This window comes from Pseudoalteromonas sp. A22 (assembly GCF_018141345.1).
Taxonomy (GTDB): Bacteria; Pseudomonadota; Gammaproteobacteria; order Enterobacterales; family Alteromonadaceae; genus Pseudoalteromonas; species Pseudoalteromonas maricaloris.
On sequence record NZ_CP047238.1, the window covers coordinates 13827 to 35000 of the forward strand.

Sequence of the window (21174 nt, forward strand, 5' to 3'; positions counted from 1 at the left end):
AAATTTACCGCACATTTACTGAAATACCTGAGTCGGTTTGCTATGGTGGCTTAACGCACCTCGCATTTAGTGTCATTTATGAGCACGCTCGCAAGTGACAAGCCGAGTTTTGGTCTTCAGCGCCATCTTTAGATAAGCATAATTTGGCTGTATTTCAATTTAGGTGTGTATTCTTTTGGCAGATAAAAAAGGGTTTGCATGACATATTGGTTACCCCGCTTAGCTGCAGGCAGCTTATGTATGGTGAGCTGGCTCTGTGCAGCCGATAGCACTCACGACGAATTTAAAGAGGCTGAGCGTGTCGCTTGGTCTGGTAATTATAGTAATTTTAAAGCTGCAACAGCGCAGCTCGATCACCCACTTAAGCCGTACGTTGAAAAGGCGTTTTATGAACGTCATCCTAAGCTCAAGTACCAGCAAGAAATTCAGCACTTTTTAACGGTATACGAACACACCCCATTAGAATGGTCTGTACGCTCTGCTTGGCTCGATTATTTGAAGCGGCATAAAAAGAAAGCACGATTCATCGAATTTTATCGTGAAACCAGCGATACTGAACTCAAGTGTACGTATTTGGCGTATCAGTTGGACTTAGGTGCGCCAAAAAAAGCCATTCTTGATCAGGTAGCCGATATTTGGACGGTGGGAAAGTCTCAGCCTAAAGCCTGTGATAGCCTTTTTAGCCAATGGCAAAAGGCGGGGTATAGAACGCCTGAGCGTGTCTGGCAGCGTATTTCCAGTGCTGCGCAATCCGGTCAAACGTCACTGCTAGATTATCTTGAGAAGCTGTTACCAAAAAATGAGGCGTATCTTGCCGAGCTTTATAAAAAGGTTCGCCAAGATCCGAGTGCGGCTGCTGGGCTTTATCGGTTTAGTAAACGTACTGAAAAAGAAGCCGAAATTGCGGTATATGGTGTAAGACGCCTAGTTTGGCGCGATCCTGATTTAGCGCTGCGTGCCTGGCAGAAGATGCAGGATATGTTTACCTTTACCCAGCAGCAAAAGGATAGCGTTGCTTATCGTTTTGCTCTGGCACTTGCGTCTAAAGGCCATGAAGACGCAAGATTTTGGCTAAATAAAGTGCCTAAATCGCTGCAGGACAAAAAGCTACTCCAGTGGCTGATGAGTAACATGCTGAAAGAGCAAGATTGGGAAGGGATCTCGGCCTTATTCGTGGGTCACGAGCAGCTTAGCAATGGTCAACAATACTGGCTTGCATATAGCCTCGCGAAGCGTGGCGAGTTGGCTAAGGCTAACGAGATTTGGCAGCAATTAGCACAAGAGCGTGATTACTACGGCTTTTTGGCCGCTGCGCGCTTAGGATTACCAGTCTCACTAAATGAAGAGCCGTTAAATGTTGACCCCAGCATTGTAGAAAGGGTATCTCATGCGCCTGGTTTTAAGCGAGCAAAGGCTTTATACGAGCTGGGAAGGTATACTCAAGCACGCCGAGAGTGGAACTACCTTACTAATACCTCAAGCAAAGAGGAAAAGCTTGCTGCATCCATATTGGCTGCTGAGTTTGATTGGTACGACAGCACTATTTTTACTCTTGCACAGATCAAAGCTTGGGATTACGTTGATTTACGTTTTCCGATGGCATTTAAAGATCTGTTCACTAAATATAGTGAGCGTAATCGAGTCGATATCGCATGGAGCATTGCGATTGCTCGCCGGGAAAGCTCTTTCGCACCGGATGCACGCTCGAGTGCGGATGCTCACGGTTTAATGCAGCTGCTGCCAAGCACCGCCAAATACGTTAATAACCGCAAGCGCGTGGCAAAAAATCGCCTCTATCATCCGGCCACAAACATTCGTTTGGGGACCAGTTATTTAGAGTATTTGAAGCGTAAAAATGCTGGAAATGAGATTTTGGCGACAGCATCGTACAACGCGGGTTATCATAGAATTAAGCGTTGGCTGCCGTCAGAGGCCATGCCTGCTGAGCTTTGGATTGAGCTGATCCCGTATCGAGAAACACGTGACTACGTGAAAAATGTGATGGCATATCGACAGGTTTACCATACCCGCCTTGGTCGTGATGGCAACATATTGGCAAGTATCTTGGATATGAAAATTGTGAAATAACCGCACATGGCTGGTGCTTAGACTCAGTTCGTCGTTTTTAGGTAGCAGCTATGATAGACTCGATAGTATGTGAATTTTTGAAAATGGGTACACCATGGATAAGTTAGCAAATTTATACGCAGAGCATATTGCCACGTTGCAACAGCGTACAAGAACGATAGTAGAAAGAGAAGGACTGGATGGACTTGTGATCCATTCGGGGCAAGCAAAGCGTCAATTCCTTGATGATATGTACTATCCGTTTAAAGTTAACCCGCAATTTAAAGCTTGGTTGCCTGTTATCGATAATCCGCATTGCTGGATTGTGGTCAATGGCAGTGACAAGCCGAAACTCATTTTTTATCGTCCGGTTGATTTTTGGCATAAAGTGCCTGACGAGCCGAGAGATTTTTGGGCAGAGTATTTTGATATTCAACTGCTGGTTAAGCCAGATCAGGTTGAACAGTTACTACCGTACGACAAAGCAAACTATGCCTATATCGGTGAATATTTAGAAGTTGCACAAGCACTTGGCTTTACTCAAGTGAATCCAGAGCCTGTGATGAACTTCTTGCATTATCATCGTGCATATAAAACTCAGTACGAAATGGCATGTTTACGTGAAGCAAGCCGTCTTGGTGTGCTTGGCCACATGGCGGCGCGCGATGCCTTCTTTGCTGGTGGCTCCGAATTTGAAATTCAACAAGCTTATCTTAATGCAACTCAGCATATGGAAAACGATACGCCATATGGCAATATTGTCGCCTTGAATGAAAATTGTGCGATTTTGCACTATACCCATTTTGAGCGCAAAGCGCCGAGTAAGCACTTGTCATTTTTGATTGATGCCGGTGCAAACTTTAACGGTTATGCGTCAGATATTACCCGTACTTATGATTTTGCTAAACAAGGTGAGTTTGCCGAGTTGGTGAAAGTCATGAACGATCACCAAATTGAATTGGGCAAAGCATTACAACCGGGCAAACTATACGGTGAGCTGCATATCGATTGTCATAATCGTGTGGCGCAAGTGTTGAGTGACTTTGGTATTGTTAAGCTTGATGCTCAGACCATCGTCGAGAAGGGGATTTCTTCTACTTTCTTCCCTCATGGTCTCGGTCACCATATTGGTCTACAGGTACATGATATGGGCGGATTCATGGCTGATGAAGCCGGTACGCACCAAGCACCGCCTGAAGGCCACCCGTTCTTGCGTTGTACTCGTAAGATAGAGGCTAATCAGGTGTTCACTATTGAGCCTGGGTTATACTTCATCGATTCATTGTTGGAAGACTTGGCGCAAACAGATAACAAACAGTATATCAATTGGGATAAGATTGATGCACTGAAGCCTTACGGTGGTATCCGTATTGAAGATAACATCATTGTGCATGAAGATAGACTAGAAAATATGACGCGAGATTTCGGTCTCGAGTAAGCTGACTTCTAGCGCTAAAAGCAAGTATATTTGGGGGCCGATTGGCTCCCTTTTAGTTTGGAACATTATGTCTGAATATTTCATTCCGAGTGGATCACTGAGTCATCATGAGGAAATTAAGAAGAGCACGTTTATCGTGCATTTGGCCCACACGCCAACTATCGAAGATGCTAAAGCGTTTATTAAACAGATTAATGACGCGTATCCCGATGCAAGACACAATTGTTGGGCACACATAGCTGGACCTCCTGGTGGCAGCCATGTATTAGGGTTTTCTGATGATGGTGAGCCTAACGGGACGGCTGGTAAGCCAATGCTAAATGTGCTGATGGGATCAGGGATTGGTGAGATCACTGCGGTGACGACGCGTTATTTCGGTGGTATTAAGCTCGGCACTGGGGGATTGGTCAGAGCCTATGGTGGTACGCTTAATAACGCGCTAGCACAGCTAAGCACGACTAAAAAGGTACCGGCTTCTATTATTGTTGGCCACAGTGATTACCATCTTCAAGGTGTGATAGAGCAGCTATTACAAAGCCAGTTTACAGTGCTAAATTTAGATAAAGAATACGCTGCTAATATTACCTGGCAAATAGCAGTAGATAGTCGTGAAACACAACAAATCATTGATGCTATTTATGAATTAACCAATGGTGTTGTATTATTTAAGCAACTCAAGGAGTAGGCTCTACTTCTTTACATTCACTAATTAACCTCTGGTTAAATAACAAAAAGCGCAGCGTACAAAATGCAATTTCGTACCATAATAAAAATACTCGGGCAGTTAGTCGCTCTATTTAGTATCACTATGGTGCCACCAGCCATTGTATCTTTGATATATAAAGATGGTGGTGGTGTACCTTTTGTTTTAGCTTTCATTTTTAGTGTGCTAATGGGTTTGTTTGCGTACTACCCAAACCGCAAGGAAAACGGCGATCTTAAAGCCAGAGAGGGCTTCTTAATCGTTGTCTTATTCTGGCTGGTACTGGGGTCGTTTGCATCATTGCCGCTTATTTTCTTAGATAAACCGAATCTATCTCTAGCAGATGCCGTGTTTGAAGCTTTTTCTGGGCTGACAACGACAGGGGCTACGGTCTTGACGGGCATAGAGCATTTACCTAAAGCGGTATTATTCTATCGCCAGCAGTTGCAGTGGCTTGGTGGTATGGGGATCATTGTATTGGCCGTAGCCGTTCTTCCTATGCTTGGAGTTGGTGGCATGCAGTTATATCGTGCCGAAACACCCGGTCCAGTTAAAGACTCAAAAATGACACCGCGTATTGCCGATACCGCCAAGCACCTTTGGTATATCTATGTGTCTCTAACGGCGGCTTGTACGCTGGCTTATTGGATAGCAGGAATGAATTGGTTTGATGCTATCTGTCATGCGTTTGCCACGATAGCCATCGGCGGCTTCTCAACCTATGATGCTTCTATGGGTTACTTCGATAATCCATTTATTAATGTTATTTGTGTCGTCTTCTTGTTGATTGCTGCCATTAACTTCTCGCTACATTATGCTGCGGTATCGAGTCGCAATATTAAAGCCTATTTGCGAGATCCTGAGTTTAAAGTCTTTCTGTTTATCCAGTTAGCGTTGGTGGTGATTTGTTTTGCGGTATTGTCGTCAAACAATGTCTATGAAACGGGTGATGAGACCTTAGATCAAGCGATGTTTCAGGCTGTGTCAATTAGTACTACCGCGGGCTTTGCGACCGATAGTTTCTCAACCTGGCCGCTGTTTTTACCTATTCTCTTGATTTTCTCCAGCTTCATTGGAGGCTGTGCTGGCTCTACGGGTGGTGGTATGAAGGTTGTACGTGTCTTTTTGCTTTATTTACAGGGGATCCGTGAGCTTAATCGTTTAGTGCATCCGCGTGCTATATACTCGATAAAATTGGGTCGAAAGGCACTACCAGATAAAGTGGTTGAGGCTGTGTGGGGGTTCTTTTCGGCCTATGCTCTGGTATTTGTGATTATTATGATTGCATTGCTCGGGACGGGACTCGATAATATTACTGCGTTTTCAGCAACTGCGGCTTGTCTAAACAACTTGGGGCCTGGGTTGGGAGACGTTGCGGCGCATTATGGTGATATTAGTGATACCGCAAAGTGGATCCTTACGCTTGCAATGGTCTTTGGTCGCTTAGAGATCTTCACGCTGTTAGTCTTATTTACTCCTACCTTCTGGCGTGGGTAACTGTGCTTAAGTTGTGGGCTCCTTTGCTAGGAGCCAACAACTGACAGTATCACTACCTTGTTTCTGCCACTTTGTGACAAGCTGTCATCTTCCTTTTGAACTTCGCAAAGAAAAAGTTAATAAAAATTTCAAAAACTCGGATTTTCGGGGTTTTCAAGTGTCAATATTTTTACAACGATTTAACTTGGAGGCGACGATATTGCTTGCCACACGCTTTTCAGATAAAGGATTTAAAGTGATAAAGGGATTTGCTGCTAGCCATGAGCAGGGTTTAGGTATGCAGCTTATAGAACGAAGCGTAATACAGTTGAATAGCTTAATCGATGAAGTCGGTTATTTGCAGCTTAATCAGCTTACATTAGGTCGTGCCCAGAGCTATGACTTATTTCATCAAGTTGGCTGTGAGAGCGGTGCGCGTTTCGTTGTTCAAGTGATCTCAGAAAATGAGCTCTGGCAAAAGCGCCAGATACCAGCAATTATCGATGATTTTGAGACTGAGGGAGTGGGCTGTTTATTCAAGCGTGATGTCTCGGGTATATTATTTGTTGCTAAGCGTAATAGCGAACCTATGATGTTATTTATTGAAGCAGAAGAGCTTGCATTGCCACAAAGCTCACTTGAAGTACAAAGCAGAATGATGACCCTAAGAGATGGCGCATTAATGCTAAAAAGCCACTTTTTAGTAAAGTAATTGACCCCTTTTTAGGTATTGTTGGTAGTCGAAGAGTTGTAATTAATCTGAATTCAGTTTTAAATAGCCTTCCGCTAAAACTGCTACAATAAAAAAGTAGTAGAGTAAACTCAGGAAGGGTTGGATCCATGTTAAAAACTCAGGAGGTTGGGCAGGATACTTTGCTCACCGCTATCAGCGCTGGAAGTATTGTTGACTTAGAAATTTGTTTACCGGCAAATAGCAAAAGAGTAAAAACAGAATACGTCGGTATGCTCCAAGGGGCATTTTTAATTCTTAACCATCCCAACCCTAAGCGATTAGGCGCGGCGCTGGACTTTGTGATGGAAGGGACTTCGGTTATCGTCCGAGCTTTACTCGAGAATGGCGATGGCCAAGTCATTGCATTCAAATCGCAAATAAAAGCGGTTTCAGTCCATCCCGCGCGGCTTATTTTTCTTTATTTACCCGAAAAAGTACAAACCTACAAACTCCGCTCGCAAAACCGTGTGCCAACCTTAATTCCCGCAAAATTTCACTGCCATGGCAGTAAAGATGTTGGGGTGATAAAAGACATTTCACTTGCTGGTTTACAGCTAGACTTAACGTCGATTGATGCCGAGCATATGGAAGAGGGGCTGAAATGTGAGGTGTTCATTGAAGGAAAAGAAGGGAATCAGATCACGCTAGAGGGCGATATTCGGCGCATAAAGAGTCATGATAAAATCGTCTCTTTAGGTATTCACTTAACCTCAGCTCCGGACATAATCCGTAGTGTATTAAAAGATTACCTAATCGATTTGTCTATTTTTCAAGATCAACAAGATACCTAGGGCGCTTTAAACGAATAAAGCGCTTACTTGGAAGAGTTTTTCCACAACACCGATTTGCTTTTTATCGATCAGGAACATAATCACATGGTCGCCTGAGAGAATAATGGTATCGTCATGTGCGATCAGTACATCTTCATCACGGACAATTGCACCAATAGTCGCGCCCGGTGGCAATTTAATATCTCGAATTGCACGACCGACAACCTTAGAGGTGTTCTCATCACCATGTGCGACGGCTTCAATGGCTTCTGCTGCACCTTTACGCAATGAATACACGTTAACGATATCACCACGGCGAACGTGGGTGAGTAGCGCTGAGATAGTCGCTTGCTGTGGTGAGATAGCAATATCAATGTCGCCACCTTGCACGAGGTCGACATAGGCACCACGTTGAATAAGCGCCATGGTCTTTTGTACGCCCATACGTTTTGCAAGCATCGCAGCCATAATGTTGGCTTCGTCGTCGTTCGTCACCGCGATGAACACATCTACTTGCTCTATATGTTCTTCTGATAGCAGCTCTTGGTCTGAGGCATCGCCACAAAAAACCACCGTATTATCGAGCGTTTCAGACAATTGTGTGGCACGAGTTTGATTGCGTTCAATAAGCTTAACGCTATGGTTCTTGTCTAATGAACTGGCCAATCCTGCACCTATGTTACCGCCACCGGCAATCATAATTTTCTTGTAAGAGCGTTCAAGCTTTTGTAGCTCGTTCATGACCGCACGAATATGCTTGGTTGCGGCGATAAAGAAGACTTCATCATCGGCTTCAATTACGGTGGTGCCGAGTGGCTTGATGGCTTTGCCCTGACGATAAATAGCGGCAACACGGGTGTCGACGTTTGGAATATGCTCTTTTAATGCAGAAAGTGCATAGCCAACGAGTAAACCGCCGTAATAAGCCTTAACCGCCACGAGTGATAGCATGCCCTCGGCAAATTGCAGCACCTGCAAAGCGCCTGGGTAATCTATTAGCCTGCGGATATACTGCGTTACTAGCTGCTCCGGTGCGATGTAATGATCGACTGGTAAGTCGTCATTGTGAAACAGCTTTTCTTTGTACTTTAAGTATTGCTCAGAGCGGATCCGCGCAATTTTGGTCGGCGTATTGAAAATACTATAGGCAACCTGACACGCAATCATATTGACTTCATCTGAGCTGGTTACGGCGATTATCATGTCGGCGTCTTCAGCACCTGCTTGACGTAAGATCTCAGGGTGAGCACTGTGGCCAGTGACCCCCTGTAGATCGTATTTGTCTTGCAGCTCTCTTAAGCGCTCGCCATCGATGTCGACAACGGTAATTTCATTTTCTTCACCGACGAGGTTTTCTGCCAGTGTTCCGCCGACTTGGCCGGCGCCTAAGATGATGATTTTCATATTGGTTACGGTCGATTTTCTATTATTGTTTTGTCAACTTTGCGTAGTAAAACCCATCACTCAATCCGGGTAATAGCTGCAAGCCTGGTTGTGTTTGTGTGTCTGCATCATGCAAAGGTACAAGCGTCGCATCAGGGGTCACAGAAAGAAAGCGTGCGATCTGTTGCTGGTTCTCTTGTGGTAGTACCGAGCAGGTAGCATAAACTAGTGTGCCACCGGGCTTAAGCAATGGCCAGATTTTATCAATAATTTGTGCCTGTAACGTCACCAAGTTATCAATATCAGAAGCACGTCTTAGCCATTTGATGTCCGGGTGTCGTCTAATAACACCTGTTGCAGAGCAAGGTACATCCAATAAGATGCGATCATATTGCTCGCCATCCCACCATGCTTCGGGGTCACTTGCATCGCCCTCAAGGCATTTGGCTGACAATCCGATCCGTTCAAGGTTTTGCTCTACACGTTGCAAGCGATCACCATCAGCATCAATTGCAGTCACTTTGGTGTCTGCCAACTCCAAAATATGACAAGTCTTACCGCCTGGAGCGGCACAAGCATCAAGGATATTTTCACCCGTTTGTGGTGCTAATAATCTCGCGGCTTTTTGGGCGGCTGCATCTTGCACTGAGCAAGCGCCAGCGGCAAATTGTGGTAGCGCATAAACGTCAATCGGGCTATCAAGCAAGATCCCGTCAGGGTATTCACTATGAAGCTGATAGGCTACCCCTTCTTGGTCTAGCAGAGCTGCATAATCGGCAGTAGAGAATTGCGATTGGTTAACACGCAGCCACATTGGTGCTTGTTGTTGGTTCGCTTCTAAAATAGCTTGCCATTGAGTTGGGTAAGCCGCTTTTAGTTGATTGATAAACCAGCCCGGGTGGTTGTATAAACAAGCTGGGATTTCGGCTGCACTGGTTTCTAGTTCGACCTGATGACGTTGGAAGCTGCGCAAAATTGCGTTAACTAAGCCTTTCATGCCGGGCGCTCTTAGTGGCGTAAGTGCGTTTACCGTTTCGGCTACTGCAGCATGAGCTGGTACGCGCATATGTTGTAGTTGGTAAATACCCACATACAGCAAAAACTGGAAAACACGGCGCTTACCTTTAAGCGGTTGCTCAAGTAATTGCTGGCAATAGTGTTCAAGCGAAGGTAAATATCTTAATACGCCGTAGCAAATTTGCTGTAGCAAGGCTTTGTCTTTACCGTCTAACTGGCTGGTGGCAAGTGGTAATTGAGCACTTAACGACGCGCCTTTATCGACGACTTGAAATAGGGTTTGGGCAGCGAGTGCGCGTACATTACTCACGCGTCACCAACCTTAGCACCAATTGCTACCCAGTCGGCTCGACCATTCAAAAAGTCTTGTGCAGACATGGGCTTTTTACCTTGTGGTTGTAAGGTGTGAATTTCCAATGCCTGTGTGCCACAGGCAATTACGATACCGTGCTTGTCCGCACGTAGCACATGTCCTGCATCACCTTGTTCGTCAACTACCTTCGCCTGCCAAATCTTGACGCTGTTACCTGCCATATTGGTAAAGCAAACCGGCCATGGATTAAATGCGCGGATGTTACGTTCAATTTGCGCAGCTTCCATCTGCCAGTCAATGTCGGCTTCTTCTTTGCTTAGCTTCTTAGCATAATTGGCTAGTGTATCGTCTTGCTTTTCTGGCGTGATCTCGCCTGCAGATAAGCGTGCTAGCGTATCAATAAGCGCGTCAGGGCCAAGTTCAGCAAGCTTGTTGTAGAGATCTGCACTGGTATCAGTAGCTGTAATAGGGCAGCGGGCGATGTGCAACATATCACCGGTATCTAGGCCCTCGTCCATTTGCATGATCGTTACGCCAGTTTCATTGTCGCCAGCCCAAATAGCACGCTGAATAGGCGCTGCGCCTCGCCATCGCGGTAAAATTGAGCCATGAACATTCAGGCACCCGAGTCGTGGAGTATCTAAAATGGCTTTTGGTAATAATACCCCGTAGGCAACAACAACCATGACATCGGCGCCAAGCGCAGCTAATTCTGCCCGTGCTTCCGGTGTTTTTAATGATTGCGGTTGTAGCACTGGCAGGTTGTGTTCTTGTGCTAGCACTTTTACTTCACATGCTTTGAGCTTTTTCCCGCGTCCTGCTGGGCGGTCGGGTGGGCAGTACACTGCCACGACGTCATGTTGTGATTGAATAAGTGCGTCAAGGTGGCGCGCTGCAAAGTCAGGCGTGCCTGCGAAAACGATACGCAAAGGATTACTCACGAAATACCCTAAAGTCAGTTAGTTGGAGATTGGTTAAGCTTGCTTTGCAGCGAGCTTAGCTTCTTTTTCAAGCTTCTTACGAATACGATCACGCTTTAGTGGCGATAGGTAATCGATAAATAGCTTACCAACTAAGTGGTCTAATTCGTGTTGAATACAAACAGCAAGCAAACCATCTGCGTCTAATTCATACGTTTCACCATGTTCGTTTGTTGCCTTTACCGTGACGGTTTCAGCGCGATCTACTTTTGCGTATGAATATGGCACTGACAAGCAGCCTTCTTCACTCACAGTAGAACCATCGCGTTTGGTTATTTCTGGGTTGATTAATACGCGCGGTTCATCGCGCTCTTCAGAAACGTCAATAACGACGATTCGCTGATGAATATCCACTTGCGTAGCCGCAAGGCCGATACCATTTTCATCGTACATCGTTTCCAGCATGTCTTTAACTATTTGACGTACTTCGTCATTAACCTCAACTACAGGCTGTGCGACAGTGCGTAAACGCTCATCTGGGAACTTTAAAACTTCTAATATGGCCATGATTACCCTAAATCAATTTATCGTGTAAGCTGTTGTAAGCTAGTGTATGGTCTTATTTTAGCCATTCAAGTTCCCCTTTAACAGGTTTTGGTGGATAATAACCAAAAATAACCACAAGGAAGCCATCATGAAATATCCGATTGCTGCATTAATACTCGCTGGCTGCTCAGTTTTCTCTGTGAAAGCGGACACTTTGTCTGTAAAAGCAGATGCGCCGCAGCGTTATGTGGTGAAAAAAGGCGATACCTTGTGGGATATTTCAAAAATGTACTTACGTTCTCCATGGAAGTGGAAGCAATTGTGGCAGTGGAACCCTAGTATTCAAAACCCAGATCTAATTTATCCAGGAGATAGTCTTAAGCTACTCTACGATGAAAATGGTAATCCTATGCTGATGTTAGACAAGGGTGTGAAGAAACTGTCGCCGCATACGCGTATTGTTAACCAAAAAGCGGCTGCCATTCCTACGTTACCACTCCCTATCATGGAACCTTTTTTGCGTTTTGAGCAAGCGCTTTCTGAGTCGGAATTTTCTAATAGCCCAATTGTTCTCGGGGCTAACCGTAATATTAAAAATGCGACTCCGGGTCATCTTTTGTACGTTAAAGCTGATTTAGTAAAAGGCGGGCACTATGCCATCTATCGTCGTGGTGAAAGCTACCGTACCTTAGACAGCCAACAACTACTTGGCTTGGAAGCCGTGTTAGTTGGTTCAGGCCATGTGGTTGAGCAGGGAGATATCGTGGCGGGGCGTCCAGCAAAGCTACAGTTAGAAGTTGCCAAACAAGAGGTTAGGGCCGGGGATATTGTACTACCCATATCTACAGGACAAAGTTTTCCGGCACAGTTTTCTATGTCTCGCCCTGAGCAACAAACTTTGGGCCGTATTATTGCGAGCGATAATAAGCTCAGAGAGTTTAGCACCATGAGTGTAGTGGTGTTGGATGTGGGGAGTAAAGCGCAGCTAAAAGAGGGACATGTCCTTGATATCGTAAGGCAATCGCCTACAGTTATAGAAAGCCAACACGGTCCGCGCTATATTGAAGATGCATCACGACTCGACAAACTGATCACCGAAATGGGGTCTTGGTTTGGTGAGGAAAACGATGACGACAGCGTAGTATGGCATATGCCAAAGGAAAAAGTCGGTGAGCTGATGGTCTTTAAAGTGTATGAAGACTTAAGCTACGCTATGGTTGTTGAAACTTCGGAGCCGATCCGCGTTGGTGATCATGTACAAGCATTCAAGGAAACTGCCAGTAATTAAGTGGTAGAATTTCTCCTTGAGTGAGTCAGTAAACTCAAGGAGAGAGTATGAAACAAGCTAAACTAGCTCAAGCTTTGGCATTAACCCTGTGCCAAGGACTGGGTATCAAAACCATCACCGCATTACTTAATCAAGTCCCCATTACGCAATTATTCACATTAAGTCAGGTTGAGCTTTGTAAGCTTGGGCTACAAGAAAATGTTGCTGCCAACTTAGCGAGCACAGATTGGTCTCGTATCGAGCACATACTGGCTTACTGTCAACGTCAGCAAATTGATGTTGTATCTTTGTTTTCTCCTGAATACCCCGAGCAACTAAAAGAGATCTGTAATCCTCCCTTAGTGCTATTTTGCAGAGGGAATATTGCGTTATTAAAACAACCACAAATTGCGGTTGTCGGTAGTCGCAGTTCAACAAGAACAGGGCTTGGGCTTGCACATGAATTTGCACAGGGCTTAAGTCGCTCTGGATTGGTGGTGACGTCGGGTATGGCAAGAGGGATTGATGGCGCAGCGCACCAAGGTGCACTTGATGTTCAAGGAGGAACCATTGCTGTGCTAGGGACTGGTGTTGATGTTGTTTACCCCAAACGCCATCAACGACTTTATGAAGACATCGTACAGCATGGTTTGGTGGTGAGTGAGTTCTTACCAAACACTCAAGCAAATAGTAATCACTTTCCGCGGCGTAATCGCATAATCTCAGGTTTATCTTTGGGTGTTTTGTTGGTTGAAGCCGAAGTAAAAAGTGGCTCGCTGATTACTGCACGCTATGCACTGGAGCAAAACAAAGAAGTGTTTGCGATCCCAGGCTCAATTAAAAACCGATTAAGTAGCGGTTGTCATTACTTGATTAAGCAAGGGGCAAAACTCACCGAAAATATTGAGGATATTTTGGAAGAAGTGAGCTTTTTTTGTGAAAACAGTCTATATAGTATAGAAATAGGGGAGCAAAAAGAGGAGCAATGTCCCGTATTAGAAAACCTTGGCTTTGAGGTGACGTCAGTCGACACTTTAACGCAAAGGACCCAGTGGCCAGTAGAGCAGGTGATTGCCAGACTATTGGACCTAGAACTCGAAGATAAAGTAGAGCGTGTACTCGACGGCTACATAAAACTCGCGAGGGGTTAAGAAGATGTTTGATATTTTAATGTATTTATTTGAGAACTATATTCACAGTGAGGCAGAAATCTTTGTCGAACAAAACGAACTCACCGATGAACTCCTTCGCGCCGGCTTTAATCAAGGCGAAATATACAAAGCACTTGATTGGCTTGAGCAACTTGCAGATTTACAACACAGTGACGAAAACCCCTATTTAAATGCTAAACCGGACCATGCGACACGGATCTACACCGATAGCGAATGCAATATGCTAGACGTTGAAAGCCGTGGTTTTTTAATGTTTGTGGAACAAGTCGGAGTGATTGACAGTACCACCAGAGAAATGGTGATGGATCGTTTATTCGCGTTGGATAAAACCTATATCAGCCTAGATGATTTAAAATGGGTGATACTAATGGTGCTATTTAATGTGCCGGGTAAAGAACATGCTTATGCGCAGATGGAAGATCTGATTTTTACCGAGCCTGCATCTGTAGTTCATTAACTCTGCTCTAGCATGACAAGTTTCCTTCGGTAAGTTGAGGTTCTGACCTCAGCTTACCGCCTTTCAAATAATGTTCCTGCTTAGTTGAAAACACTGATATCAAATACTTGCAAGGGGGAATTTCCATCATTTCCTTGACCCTAAAAACGAGGCTATTATATTAGGCGCATACTTGCACAAGGGGGCGGTGGTAAAGCGATGAGTAAAATAGACCATGCATTATTTAATGCAGACAAACATGCATTAGAAAAAGAGTATGAAGTATGCCCAGAATGTGGCTCTGAGCTGGTAATCAAAAACAGTAAAAATGGTCCATTTATTGGCTGCGCTAGCTATCCAACTTGTGATTATATTCGCCCACTCGCACATCATGATAGCCATGTAATTAAAGTACTAGAAGATGTGGCTTGTCCTGAGTGCGGCAAAGATTTAGTGATAAAAAATGGCCGCTATGGCATGTTTATTGGCTGTACTGGGTATCCTGATTGCCACTATATTGGTCATGAAGATGCGCCACCCTCAGCGGCGTTGCCAGCGTGTCCAAAATGCCAAAAAGGCACCCTAATTCAGCGTAAAAATAAGTTTGGTAAACACTTTTATAGTTGTGACACTTATCCAAGCTGTAAATATACCTTGAATGCCAAGCCTGTAGAGCAGAGCTGCCCTGAGTGTCATTGGCCTGTGCTGGTGGAGAAAACCCGAGCGGGTAAAGCTGTGCTACAATGCCCACAGAAATCATGTCAAAAGATAGTGGAAATACCGTGAGTAATGACAATAAAGCGGATGCTGCGTCAATAACAACGCCTGAGTCGGCACTTCAAGCTGGCGAAGTGATCTGTTATCCAACGGAAGCCATTTATGGTTTAGGTTGTGATCCTGATAACCAAGATGCGGTCACTAAGTTACTAACAATCAAATCTAGACCCATAGAAAAAGGGTTAATCTTAATCGCCGACAATTATGGTCAATGTTTGCCCTACGTGGATGACAATAAAATCCCGATGGATAAGCGCGCTGATATTTTTTCGTCATGGCCAGGTGCCATTACTTGGTTATTGCCAGCGAAAGCCTGTACGCCGCATTGGTTAACAGGGGGACACGACACTATCGCTATTCGTGTTACTAGCCATCCCATTGTAAAGCAATTGTGTCAACGCTTTGGTAAGCCGATTGTATCTACCAGTGCCAATATAACGGGTCAAACTCCAGTTGTTTCGTTGTCAGAAGCTCGTAGCCAGTTTGGCTCACAAGTTGGCTATTATGTTGAAGGTGAGTTAGGTGGTAATACGACCCCAAGCGTCATTAAAAATGCAATGACTGGCCAAGTGATCCGAGGATAAAAAGTACCATGAGTAAAATAAATCTAGAGACCGTAAAAGCCTTTTTATTACAACTACAAGATAATATCTGCCAAGGCTTAGAGGCTGCCGATGGTAACGCTCAGTTTGTTGAAGATGCCTGGGAGCGTGCTGAAGGTGGTGGCGGTCGCACTCGCGTGATCCGTAATGGCGATGTTATTGAGCAAGGCGGGGTAAACTATTCACATGTTTTTGGCGCTTCCATGCCAGCCTCAGCGACGGCGCACCGTCCAGAGTTAGCAGGCAGAAGCTTCCATGCCTGCGGGGTATCTTTAGTGATCCACCCGAAGAATCCCAATATTCCAACTAGCCACGCCAATGTGCGTTTTTTTATTGCTGAAAAAGAAGGTGAAGAGCCGATTTGGTGGTTTGGTGGTGGTTTTGATTTAACGCCATTTTATCCAGTTCTTGATGATGTGAAGCACTGGCACCAAGTTGCAAAGGATTTGTGCGCACCATTTGGTGACGCGGTATACGGTGACTACAAAAAATGGTGTGATGAATATTTCTATTTAAAACATCGAGATGAGACTCGAGGTGTGGGTGGTCTATTCTTTGATGACCTAAACCAGTGGGGCTTTGAAAAGAGCTTTGCATTTATGCAAGCTGTTGGTAATGGCTTCCTTGATGCTTATCTACCTATTATTGAAAAACGCAAAGATACACCGTATAGCGAACAAGAACGTCAATTCCAGCTATATCGCCGAGGCCGTTACGTTGAATTTAATCTGGTATGGGATAGAGGCACATTGTTTGGCCTACAAACAGGTGGACGTACCGAGTCTATTTTAATGTCGATGCCACCATTGGCACGTTGGGAATATGACTTCCAACCAGAGCCAGGATCGAAAGAAGCTGAGCTGTATAATTATCTTACGCCAAAGAATTGGTTGGCGATGTAATAGAGTGAAAAAGGAGCCTCGGCTCCTTTTTTACTTTTAGCGGTTCACTTAGTTTAATTTAAATCCGCGCACTTGCTCATCCAAATCGCGCGCAAGGGTGAGCAACTCTTCACTGATCTGTTTTGAGCCATGGGCATCAACTAGCGAGCGCTCAGCATTATCGCTAATCGCCACTACGCTACGATTGATTTCTTCAGCGGCCAGGTTTTGCTGCTCAGTGGCATCGGCAATTTGCAGGTTTAAGGCATTAATTTCGTGCATCTGTGTCGAGATGTCTTTAAGCGCTTGTGCCACTTTCTTGACCTGATGTGCGCGGTCATCTGCTTCTTCGCAAGAAGCACTCATTGCTGCCACGGTTTGCTGTGCCTCGGACTGTAGCTTATCGATAGTACGTTTGATTTCATCGGTTGAGTCATGTGTTCGTGTCGCAAGTGTTCTGACTTCGTCCGCAACAACCGCAAACCCTCTTCCTGCTTCCCCGGCGCGCGCGGCCTCTATTGCTGCATTGAGCGCTAAGAGGTTGGTTTGCTCCGCGATACTACTGATCACTTCGAGTACTTTACCCACTTCAAGAGTTTGTGCTTGGAGCTGAGAAACTTGTTCTGCAGCTTGCCTTACATCTTGTGCTAATTGGTTGATACTTTGCTCAGTATGATTAGCAACAGCCATGCTTTCCTCCGCGAGGTGATTGCTGCTATCAGACTTTTCTGATGCAAAGTGGGTGGTATTTTTTACTTCACTTGAAGAGCTTTCAAGCTCATTAATTGCGGCTGCAACAGAGTCCGTCCCTTGTTTTTGCTCTTGAATGGCCAGCTCGGTAGTTTCCGCTGAAGCATATATAGATTCTGCTGAGTGAATAAGTATTTTTGAAGAGTTGGATAACTGCGCAATATTGTCTTTAAAGCTATCCATCATTTTATTGAAGTTAATCGCCAAGCGTCCAAGCTCGTCATCGACTTGGTCGTCTATTCGTAATGATAAGTCTTTGTTCGTCGTTGCGAGGCGCATGGTTCGGCCTAGCGTTTTTAGTCGTACTATAAAGAGCTTCCTAAAAAGTACGCCTAAAATCACAAAGGTGGTAATAAAGATAGCAGAGAGAAGCGCAGTGTTAAACCATGTATTAGTGTGTACCGTATTATCAATATCATCCAAAGAGTAGCTGATCCGCACAACACCGAGCACATCGCCTTCCTTTGCCTGATGACAACCCAAGCAATTTGTTCCTTTATAGCTTTCTTTGGCCACCATCGGCTTTAAATAAGTCATGATGCGACTACCGTCGCGCTGTTCAATAACTAAGGTTTCTTTCCCGTTCAATGCATCAAATTCAGCCTCAGAGTTAGGTGCTTGATTTGCATTACCTGGACCGTAAAGCTTATTAACTTGCTCGGAGCGGATAATATGCGCATCTTCGATATTTGGATGATTGCGAATTTTATCACTCAGAATTTCACGGTTTGCCATGGTGCCGGTCAGCATCATAGTATTGATAGAGTCAAAGTAATTATCTGCCAGTAGCTTAATATTACTTTCGACGGTTTCTTCAGCGAGCGTCTTTTGTTGACTGCTGCTACTAAGGATACTGGCAATCAAGACGAGCACGCCCGTCACAGCCAGTAACGCATAAATTTTATGTTGAATAGATTTCACACGCATCGCACCTGTACACAATTAGAACAGTGATTATGCATCTCTACTCAAGAGCGGGATTTGACCTAGCGCAAAATAGCCGTGTAATTTTAATTAACTAGTACTTTAGTTTTATTCCTGATTAATCATATGTGTCGCAAGCTGAGCGAGGGACTGCCTTAATCCTTCTCTTAATAATGGATTTCCTACCTCTAAGTCTAATGCTTTATTCATGCAGTGCATCCATTGATCCCGTAAATCTTGGTCGATAGGGAAGGGCATATGGCGCATTCTTAGGCGTGGGTGACCATATTTCTCTGCAAATAAATCGGGCCCGCCTAACCAACCAGAAAGAAATTCAAAAAATACCTGTCTGATCCTATCTAATGGCTGTGGATGCATATCGTAAAGCGGCTTTGCATAGGGGTCGGTTGCCATAATATCGTAAAAGCGGTTGGCAAGATCGCGGGCGCCTTGTTCTCCACCAATGATTTCATAAGGTGTTTTTTCTGGCGTGGGGGCACTATTTGTTTGTTCTACGGTTGCATCTTTATTAAAGATACGTTTAATTAACTGCTTCATAATGACTCTTTCAAGGCGCTCTTATAACGATGGACAAATACGCGGTATTCGGTAATCCGATAAAACATTCTAAATCGCCAGCAATCCATGCGCAATTCGCACAGCAATGCCAGCAGCAATTAGAATACGAGGCTATTTTGGCACCAGAAGATGCCTTTATTCAAACTGCATCGACATTTTTTGCCCAAGGTGGTTGTGGTGCGAATGTGACTTTACCTTTTAAAGAGCTGGCATTTGCCTTTGCGGATACCCTCACCGAACGAGCTAAGCTCGCTGGTGCTGTCAATACCCTAATCAAACAGCAAGATGGCAGTATTACAGGCGATAATACTGATGGTGCAGGTCTGGTGCGAGATCTCATGAAACACCAAACTAAACTTGAGGGGGCTAACGTACTATTGATTGGTGCAGGTGGCGCCGCCAAAGGCTGTATCTATCCGCTCCTCCTGGCCGGAGCAAAACGGATCGTCGTGACCAACCGTACTGAGTCAAAGGCATTGCAACTAGCAGAGCAATTTGCCTCGTATGGAGAGGTTACAGGGTGTGGCTTAAACAATACCCCCGACATTGGTTTCGATATTGTGATTAATTCCACCTCATCGAGCATCACAGGGGAGGTGCCAGATGTTAGCCCTACTGTTATTACATCCTGCTTAGTTGCCTACGATATGTTCTACAGCGACCAGCAAACAAGTTTCTTAGACTGGGTGGCGCAACATAATCAACAAACGCAATTGATTGATGGCATAGGTATGTTAGTTGAGCAGGCCGCTGAAGCGTTTTACCAATGGCGAGGGGTGAGACCTGATACGTCCGAAACATTTAGACTTATTAGAGGGTAAATATGAACCAAGCAATACTGTTTAATGATGACATCAGTTATCAGCAGGGAGAATTAACGTTTACGGCGATGGCCAGTGGTCAGCTGATCCGCTGTAAAATTGCAACTAAGCTTGAGCAGGAAGCTGCAATAGCACACTTTGCTCAGCACCAATTCGATTATGAAATGCAGGCTGAGCAATTAATAGAAGATGAAGCGTTCAATGAGGCGGGAGAGATAAGCTTAGCTTTCCTCTAAATATTCATCTTTCAGTTCCACGTAATTTTGGGCGGACACTTTTAAAAATTGTAGCTCTTGTTCGGTGAGGGGTCTGGCTTGTTTTACCGGACTACCGACATATAAAAAACCGGACTCAAGATTTTTATTAGGCGGGACAAGTGCACCACCACCAATAATAACGTCATCACCTACGGTGACGTTGTCCATAATAATTGCACCCATACCCACGAGAATACGATTACCAAGTTTGCAACCATGCAACATGACTTTATGACCAACAGTCACATCATCACCAATAATAAGCGGGTAACCGTCAGGTACTGAAGCGCTCTTTCTTGTTAAATGCAGTACGCTGCCGTCTTGAACATTGGTTCGTTTCCCTATCTTGATGTAGTTCACATCGCCTCTGGCTGCAACCAATGGCCAAACGCTGCTGTCTTCGCCAATTTCAATATCACCGACCAAAACGGATGATTCATCAATATAAACGCCTTGTGCCAAGCGCGGGGATTTACCTTTATAACTTCTAAGCATGTCTAGATTACTCATCTCTCGTGTCTTGTGTCACTAGTGTAGAGTGTTGAATTGTAAAACTCTAGTACGAAAAAACTGCAAAAAGATAAGCAAAAGTGTCAAAAACAAGCGTTTCGCTTCATTTTTGCTCGAACAAACGTTTTTTCGCAATTTTCTTTAAAAAAAGGGTTGCACTAAAATCGGATCGCCCTATAATGCGACCCCACTGACACGGGGCACTACGCTGAAAAGCAAAGCAGCAACGAGTTAGCGTCAAGTAAAACTTAAGTTAGAAACTTCTTCTCAAGAAATTCAAAATTAAGTGTTGACAAAAAATCGGGAATGCTTAGAATGCACACCCTCGAAACAACGAGATGTTTCGAAACGTTCTTTAAAAATATGAAGCAATCATCTGTGTGGGCACTCGTACAGATTGAGTTCTAACAGCAGATTCTAGTTCGCTAGATGACGCAAACAAATTTAGAGTCTCAATTGTAACTGAGTGACTATATAGTCAATTCGTTTTGATTTTACTTTTTTGAAAAGTAGAAACAAACAATCAGAATTCATTGAGCACGAAACTTAGGTTTCAAAAAAACTTTTAATTGAAGAGTTTGATCATGGCTCAGATTGAACGCTGGCGGCAGGCCTAACACATGCAAGTCGAGCGGTAACATTTCTAGCTTGCTAGAAGATGACGAGCGGCGGACGGGTGAGTAATGCTTGGGAACATGCCTTGAGGTGGGGGACAACCATTGGAAACGATGGCTAATACCGCATAATGTCTACGGACCAAAGGGGGCTTCGGCTCTCGCCTTTAGATTGGCCCAAGTGGGATTAGCTAGTTGGTGAGGTAAAGGCTCACCAA

General features: G+C 44.6%; 21 protein-coding genes and 1 rRNA gene (1 of these 22 cut by a window edge). 15 read left to right on the forward strand and 7 right to left on the reverse strand.

Annotated features, from left to right (window positions below; genetic code table 11):
• Positions 1-198 precede the first annotated feature (198 nt).
• The 6 genes from GSF04_RS05130 to GSF04_RS05155 all read left to right on the forward strand — a co-directional run bounded on the left by GSF04_RS05130 (position 199) and on the right by GSF04_RS05155 (position 7208).
• Positions 199-2088, forward strand: a complete 1890-nt coding sequence (locus tag GSF04_RS05130) for a transglycosylase SLT domain-containing protein (RefSeq protein WP_211858940.1) — start codon at positions 199-201, stop codon at positions 2086-2088.
• 94 nt (positions 2089-2182) lie between these two features.
• The gene (gene pepQ / locus GSF04_RS05135; RefSeq protein WP_211858941.1) at positions 2183-3505 is read left to right on the forward strand and encodes a Xaa-Pro dipeptidase; all 1323 of its coding nucleotides are present in this window, start codon (positions 2183-2185) and stop codon (positions 3503-3505) included.
• 67 nt (positions 3506-3572) lie between these two features.
• On the forward strand, positions 3573-4190 hold the full coding sequence (locus tag GSF04_RS05140; RefSeq protein ID WP_211858942.1) for a YigZ family protein: 618 nt from the start codon (positions 3573-3575) through the stop codon (positions 4188-4190).
• A 63-nt stretch (positions 4191-4253) separates the two neighbouring features.
• Complete coding sequence (locus GSF04_RS05145) at positions 4254-5705, forward strand: TrkH family potassium uptake protein (protein WP_010376815.1); 1452 nt, start codon at positions 4254-4256, stop codon at positions 5703-5705.
• A gap of 157 nt (positions 5706-5862) precedes the next feature.
• Positions 5863-6396, forward strand: a complete 534-nt coding sequence (locus GSF04_RS05150; RefSeq protein WP_239360173.1) for a hypothetical protein — start codon at positions 5863-5865, stop codon at positions 6394-6396.
• A gap of 128 nt (positions 6397-6524) precedes the next feature.
• A complete protein-coding gene (locus GSF04_RS05155; protein ID WP_039493118.1) occupies positions 6525-7208 on the forward strand; it encodes a flagellar brake protein in 684 nt (227 codons plus the stop codon).
• Between the two features lie 6 nt (positions 7209-7214).
• Here GSF04_RS05155 and trkA read toward each other — a convergent pair whose 3' ends face one another.
• From trkA to def, 4 genes are read right to left on the reverse strand one after another with little or no spacing between them, the layout of a single operon-like run.
• On the reverse strand, positions 7215-8591 hold the full coding sequence (trkA, locus tag GSF04_RS05160) for a Trk system potassium transporter TrkA (protein ID WP_211858943.1): 1377 nt from the start codon (positions 8589-8591) through the stop codon (positions 7215-7217).
• Between the two features lie 22 nt (positions 8592-8613).
• Positions 8614-9897 (reverse strand): 16S rRNA (cytosine(967)-C(5))-methyltransferase RsmB, encoded by a 1284-nt coding sequence (gene rsmB / locus GSF04_RS05165; protein ID WP_211858944.1) that lies wholly within the window; start codon positions 9895-9897, stop codon positions 8614-8616.
• Entirely contained in the window at positions 9894-10841 is a 948-nt protein-coding gene (gene fmt / locus GSF04_RS05170; protein WP_211858945.1) for a methionyl-tRNA formyltransferase, read from the reverse strand. Before fmt ends, rsmB begins: the two co-directional genes overlap by 4 nt.
• A 33-nt stretch (positions 10842-10874) precedes the next feature.
• Positions 10875-11387 carry a peptide deformylase gene (gene def, locus GSF04_RS05175; RefSeq protein WP_069021921.1) on the reverse strand — a complete coding sequence of 171 codons (513 nt, stop codon included), beginning with the start codon at positions 11385-11387 and terminating at the stop codon, positions 10875-10877.
• Positions 11388-11514: 127 nt separating this feature from the next.
• Here def and GSF04_RS05180 point away from each other — a divergent pair, with 127 nt between their 5' ends.
• The 6 genes from GSF04_RS05180 to hemF all read left to right on the forward strand — a co-directional run bounded on the left by GSF04_RS05180 (position 11515) and on the right by hemF (position 16522).
• The gene (locus GSF04_RS05180; protein ID WP_039493108.1) at positions 11515-12654 is read left to right on the forward strand and encodes a LysM domain-containing protein; all 1140 of its coding nucleotides are present in this window, start codon (positions 11515-11517) and stop codon (positions 12652-12654) included.
• A gap of 47 nt (positions 12655-12701) precedes the next feature.
• Positions 12702-13784, forward strand: a complete 1083-nt coding sequence (gene dprA, locus GSF04_RS05185) for a DNA-processing protein DprA (RefSeq protein WP_211858946.1) — start codon at positions 12702-12704, stop codon at positions 13782-13784.
• 4 nt (positions 13785-13788) lie between these two features.
• Positions 13789-14262, forward strand: coding sequence for a DUF494 family protein (locus GSF04_RS05190; RefSeq protein WP_010376797.1), 474 nt, complete (start codon positions 13789-13791; stop codon positions 14260-14262).
• Between the two features lie 198 nt (positions 14263-14460).
• Positions 14461-15027, forward strand: a complete 567-nt coding sequence (locus GSF04_RS05195) for a type I DNA topoisomerase (RefSeq protein WP_211858947.1) — start codon at positions 14461-14463, stop codon at positions 15025-15027.
• On the forward strand, positions 15024-15602 hold the full coding sequence (locus GSF04_RS05200; RefSeq protein ID WP_211859858.1) for an L-threonylcarbamoyladenylate synthase: 579 nt from the start codon (positions 15024-15026) through the stop codon (positions 15600-15602). The genes GSF04_RS05195 and GSF04_RS05200 overlap by 4 nt, the downstream gene beginning before the upstream one ends.
• A gap of 8 nt (positions 15603-15610) precedes the next feature.
• Complete coding sequence (gene hemF / locus GSF04_RS05205) at positions 15611-16522, forward strand: oxygen-dependent coproporphyrinogen oxidase (protein WP_010604183.1); 912 nt, start codon at positions 15611-15613, stop codon at positions 16520-16522.
• A gap of 48 nt (positions 16523-16570) precedes the next feature.
• Here hemF and GSF04_RS05210 read toward each other — a convergent pair whose 3' ends face one another.
• Together GSF04_RS05210 and GSF04_RS05215 are read right to left on the reverse strand one after the other, a co-directional pair.
• Positions 16571-18178: a methyl-accepting chemotaxis protein gene (locus GSF04_RS05210; protein ID WP_211858948.1), complete on the reverse strand. Its 1608-nt coding sequence runs from the start codon at positions 18176-18178 to the stop codon at positions 16571-16573.
• Positions 18179-18283: 105 nt separating this feature from the next.
• Positions 18284-18733 (reverse strand): group II truncated hemoglobin, encoded by a 450-nt coding sequence (locus GSF04_RS05215; RefSeq protein ID WP_010379482.1) that lies wholly within the window; start codon positions 18731-18733, stop codon positions 18284-18286.
• A 29-nt stretch (positions 18734-18762) separates the two neighbouring features.
• Here GSF04_RS05215 and aroE point away from each other — a divergent pair, with 29 nt between their 5' ends.
• Both aroE and GSF04_RS05225 read left to right on the forward strand, forming a co-directional pair.
• Entirely contained in the window at positions 18763-19575 is an 813-nt protein-coding gene (gene aroE, locus GSF04_RS05220) for a shikimate dehydrogenase (protein WP_130127238.1), read from the forward strand.
• Between the two features lie 2 nt (positions 19576-19577).
• Entirely contained in the window at positions 19578-19811 is a 234-nt protein-coding gene (locus GSF04_RS05225) for a DUF1488 family protein (RefSeq protein WP_010604187.1), read from the forward strand.
• Here GSF04_RS05225 and GSF04_RS05230 read toward each other — a convergent pair.
• Positions 19797-20342 carry a gamma carbonic anhydrase family protein gene (locus GSF04_RS05230; RefSeq protein WP_039493095.1) on the reverse strand — a complete coding sequence of 182 codons (546 nt, stop codon included), beginning with the start codon at positions 20340-20342 and terminating at the stop codon, positions 19797-19799. The genes GSF04_RS05225 and GSF04_RS05230 overlap by 15 nt on opposite strands.
• A gap of 566 nt (positions 20343-20908) precedes the next feature.
• Here GSF04_RS05230 and GSF04_RS05235 point away from each other — a divergent pair.
• Positions 20909-21174 (forward strand): 16S ribosomal RNA (locus GSF04_RS05235); it runs 1267 nt beyond the window's last position.

Bases quoted from the DNA above. Each gene is read 5' to 3' on its own strand.
- GSF04_RS05130 (WP_211858940.1), top strand. From the start codon at position 199: ATGACATATTGGTTACCCCGCTTAGCTGCAGGCAGCTTATGTATGGTG.
- pepQ (WP_211858941.1), top strand. From the start codon at position 2,183: ATGGATAAGTTAGCAAATTTATACGCAGAGCATATTGCCACGTTGCAA.
- GSF04_RS05140 (WP_211858942.1), top strand. From the start codon at position 3,573: ATGTCTGAATATTTCATTCCGAGTGGATCACTGAGTCATCATGAGGAA.
- GSF04_RS05145 (WP_010376815.1), top strand. From the start codon at position 4,254: ATGCAATTTCGTACCATAATAAAAATACTCGGGCAGTTAGTCGCTCTA.
- GSF04_RS05155 (WP_039493118.1), top strand. From the start codon at position 6,525: ATGTTAAAAACTCAGGAGGTTGGGCAGGATACTTTGCTCACCGCTATC.
- trkA (WP_211858943.1), bottom strand. From the start codon at position 8,591: ATGAAAATCATCATCTTAGGCGCCGGCCAAGTCGGCGGAACACTGGCA.
- def (WP_069021921.1), bottom strand. From the start codon at position 11,387: ATGGCCATATTAGAAGTTTTAAAGTTCCCAGATGAGCGTTTACGCACT.
- GSF04_RS05180 (WP_039493108.1), top strand. From the start codon at position 11,515: ATGAAATATCCGATTGCTGCATTAATACTCGCTGGCTGCTCAGTTTTC.
- dprA (WP_211858946.1), top strand. From the start codon at position 12,702: ATGAAACAAGCTAAACTAGCTCAAGCTTTGGCATTAACCCTGTGCCAA.
- GSF04_RS05190 (WP_010376797.1), top strand. From the start codon at position 13,789: ATGTTTGATATTTTAATGTATTTATTTGAGAACTATATTCACAGTGAG.
- GSF04_RS05195 (WP_211858947.1), top strand. From the start codon at position 14,461: ATGAGTAAAATAGACCATGCATTATTTAATGCAGACAAACATGCATTA.
- hemF (WP_010604183.1), top strand. From the start codon at position 15,611: ATGAGTAAAATAAATCTAGAGACCGTAAAAGCCTTTTTATTACAACTA.
- GSF04_RS05210 (WP_211858948.1), bottom strand. From the start codon at position 18,178: ATGCGTGTGAAATCTATTCAACATAAAATTTATGCGTTACTGGCTGTG.
- GSF04_RS05215 (WP_010379482.1), bottom strand. From the start codon at position 18,733: ATGAAGCAGTTAATTAAACGTATCTTTAATAAAGATGCAACCGTAGAA.
- aroE (WP_130127238.1), top strand. From the start codon at position 18,763: ATGGACAAATACGCGGTATTCGGTAATCCGATAAAACATTCTAAATCG.
- GSF04_RS05225 (WP_010604187.1), top strand. From the start codon at position 19,578: ATGAACCAAGCAATACTGTTTAATGATGACATCAGTTATCAGCAGGGA.
- GSF04_RS05230 (WP_039493095.1), bottom strand. From the start codon at position 20,342: ATGAGTAATCTAGACATGCTTAGAAGTTATAAAGGTAAATCCCCGCGC.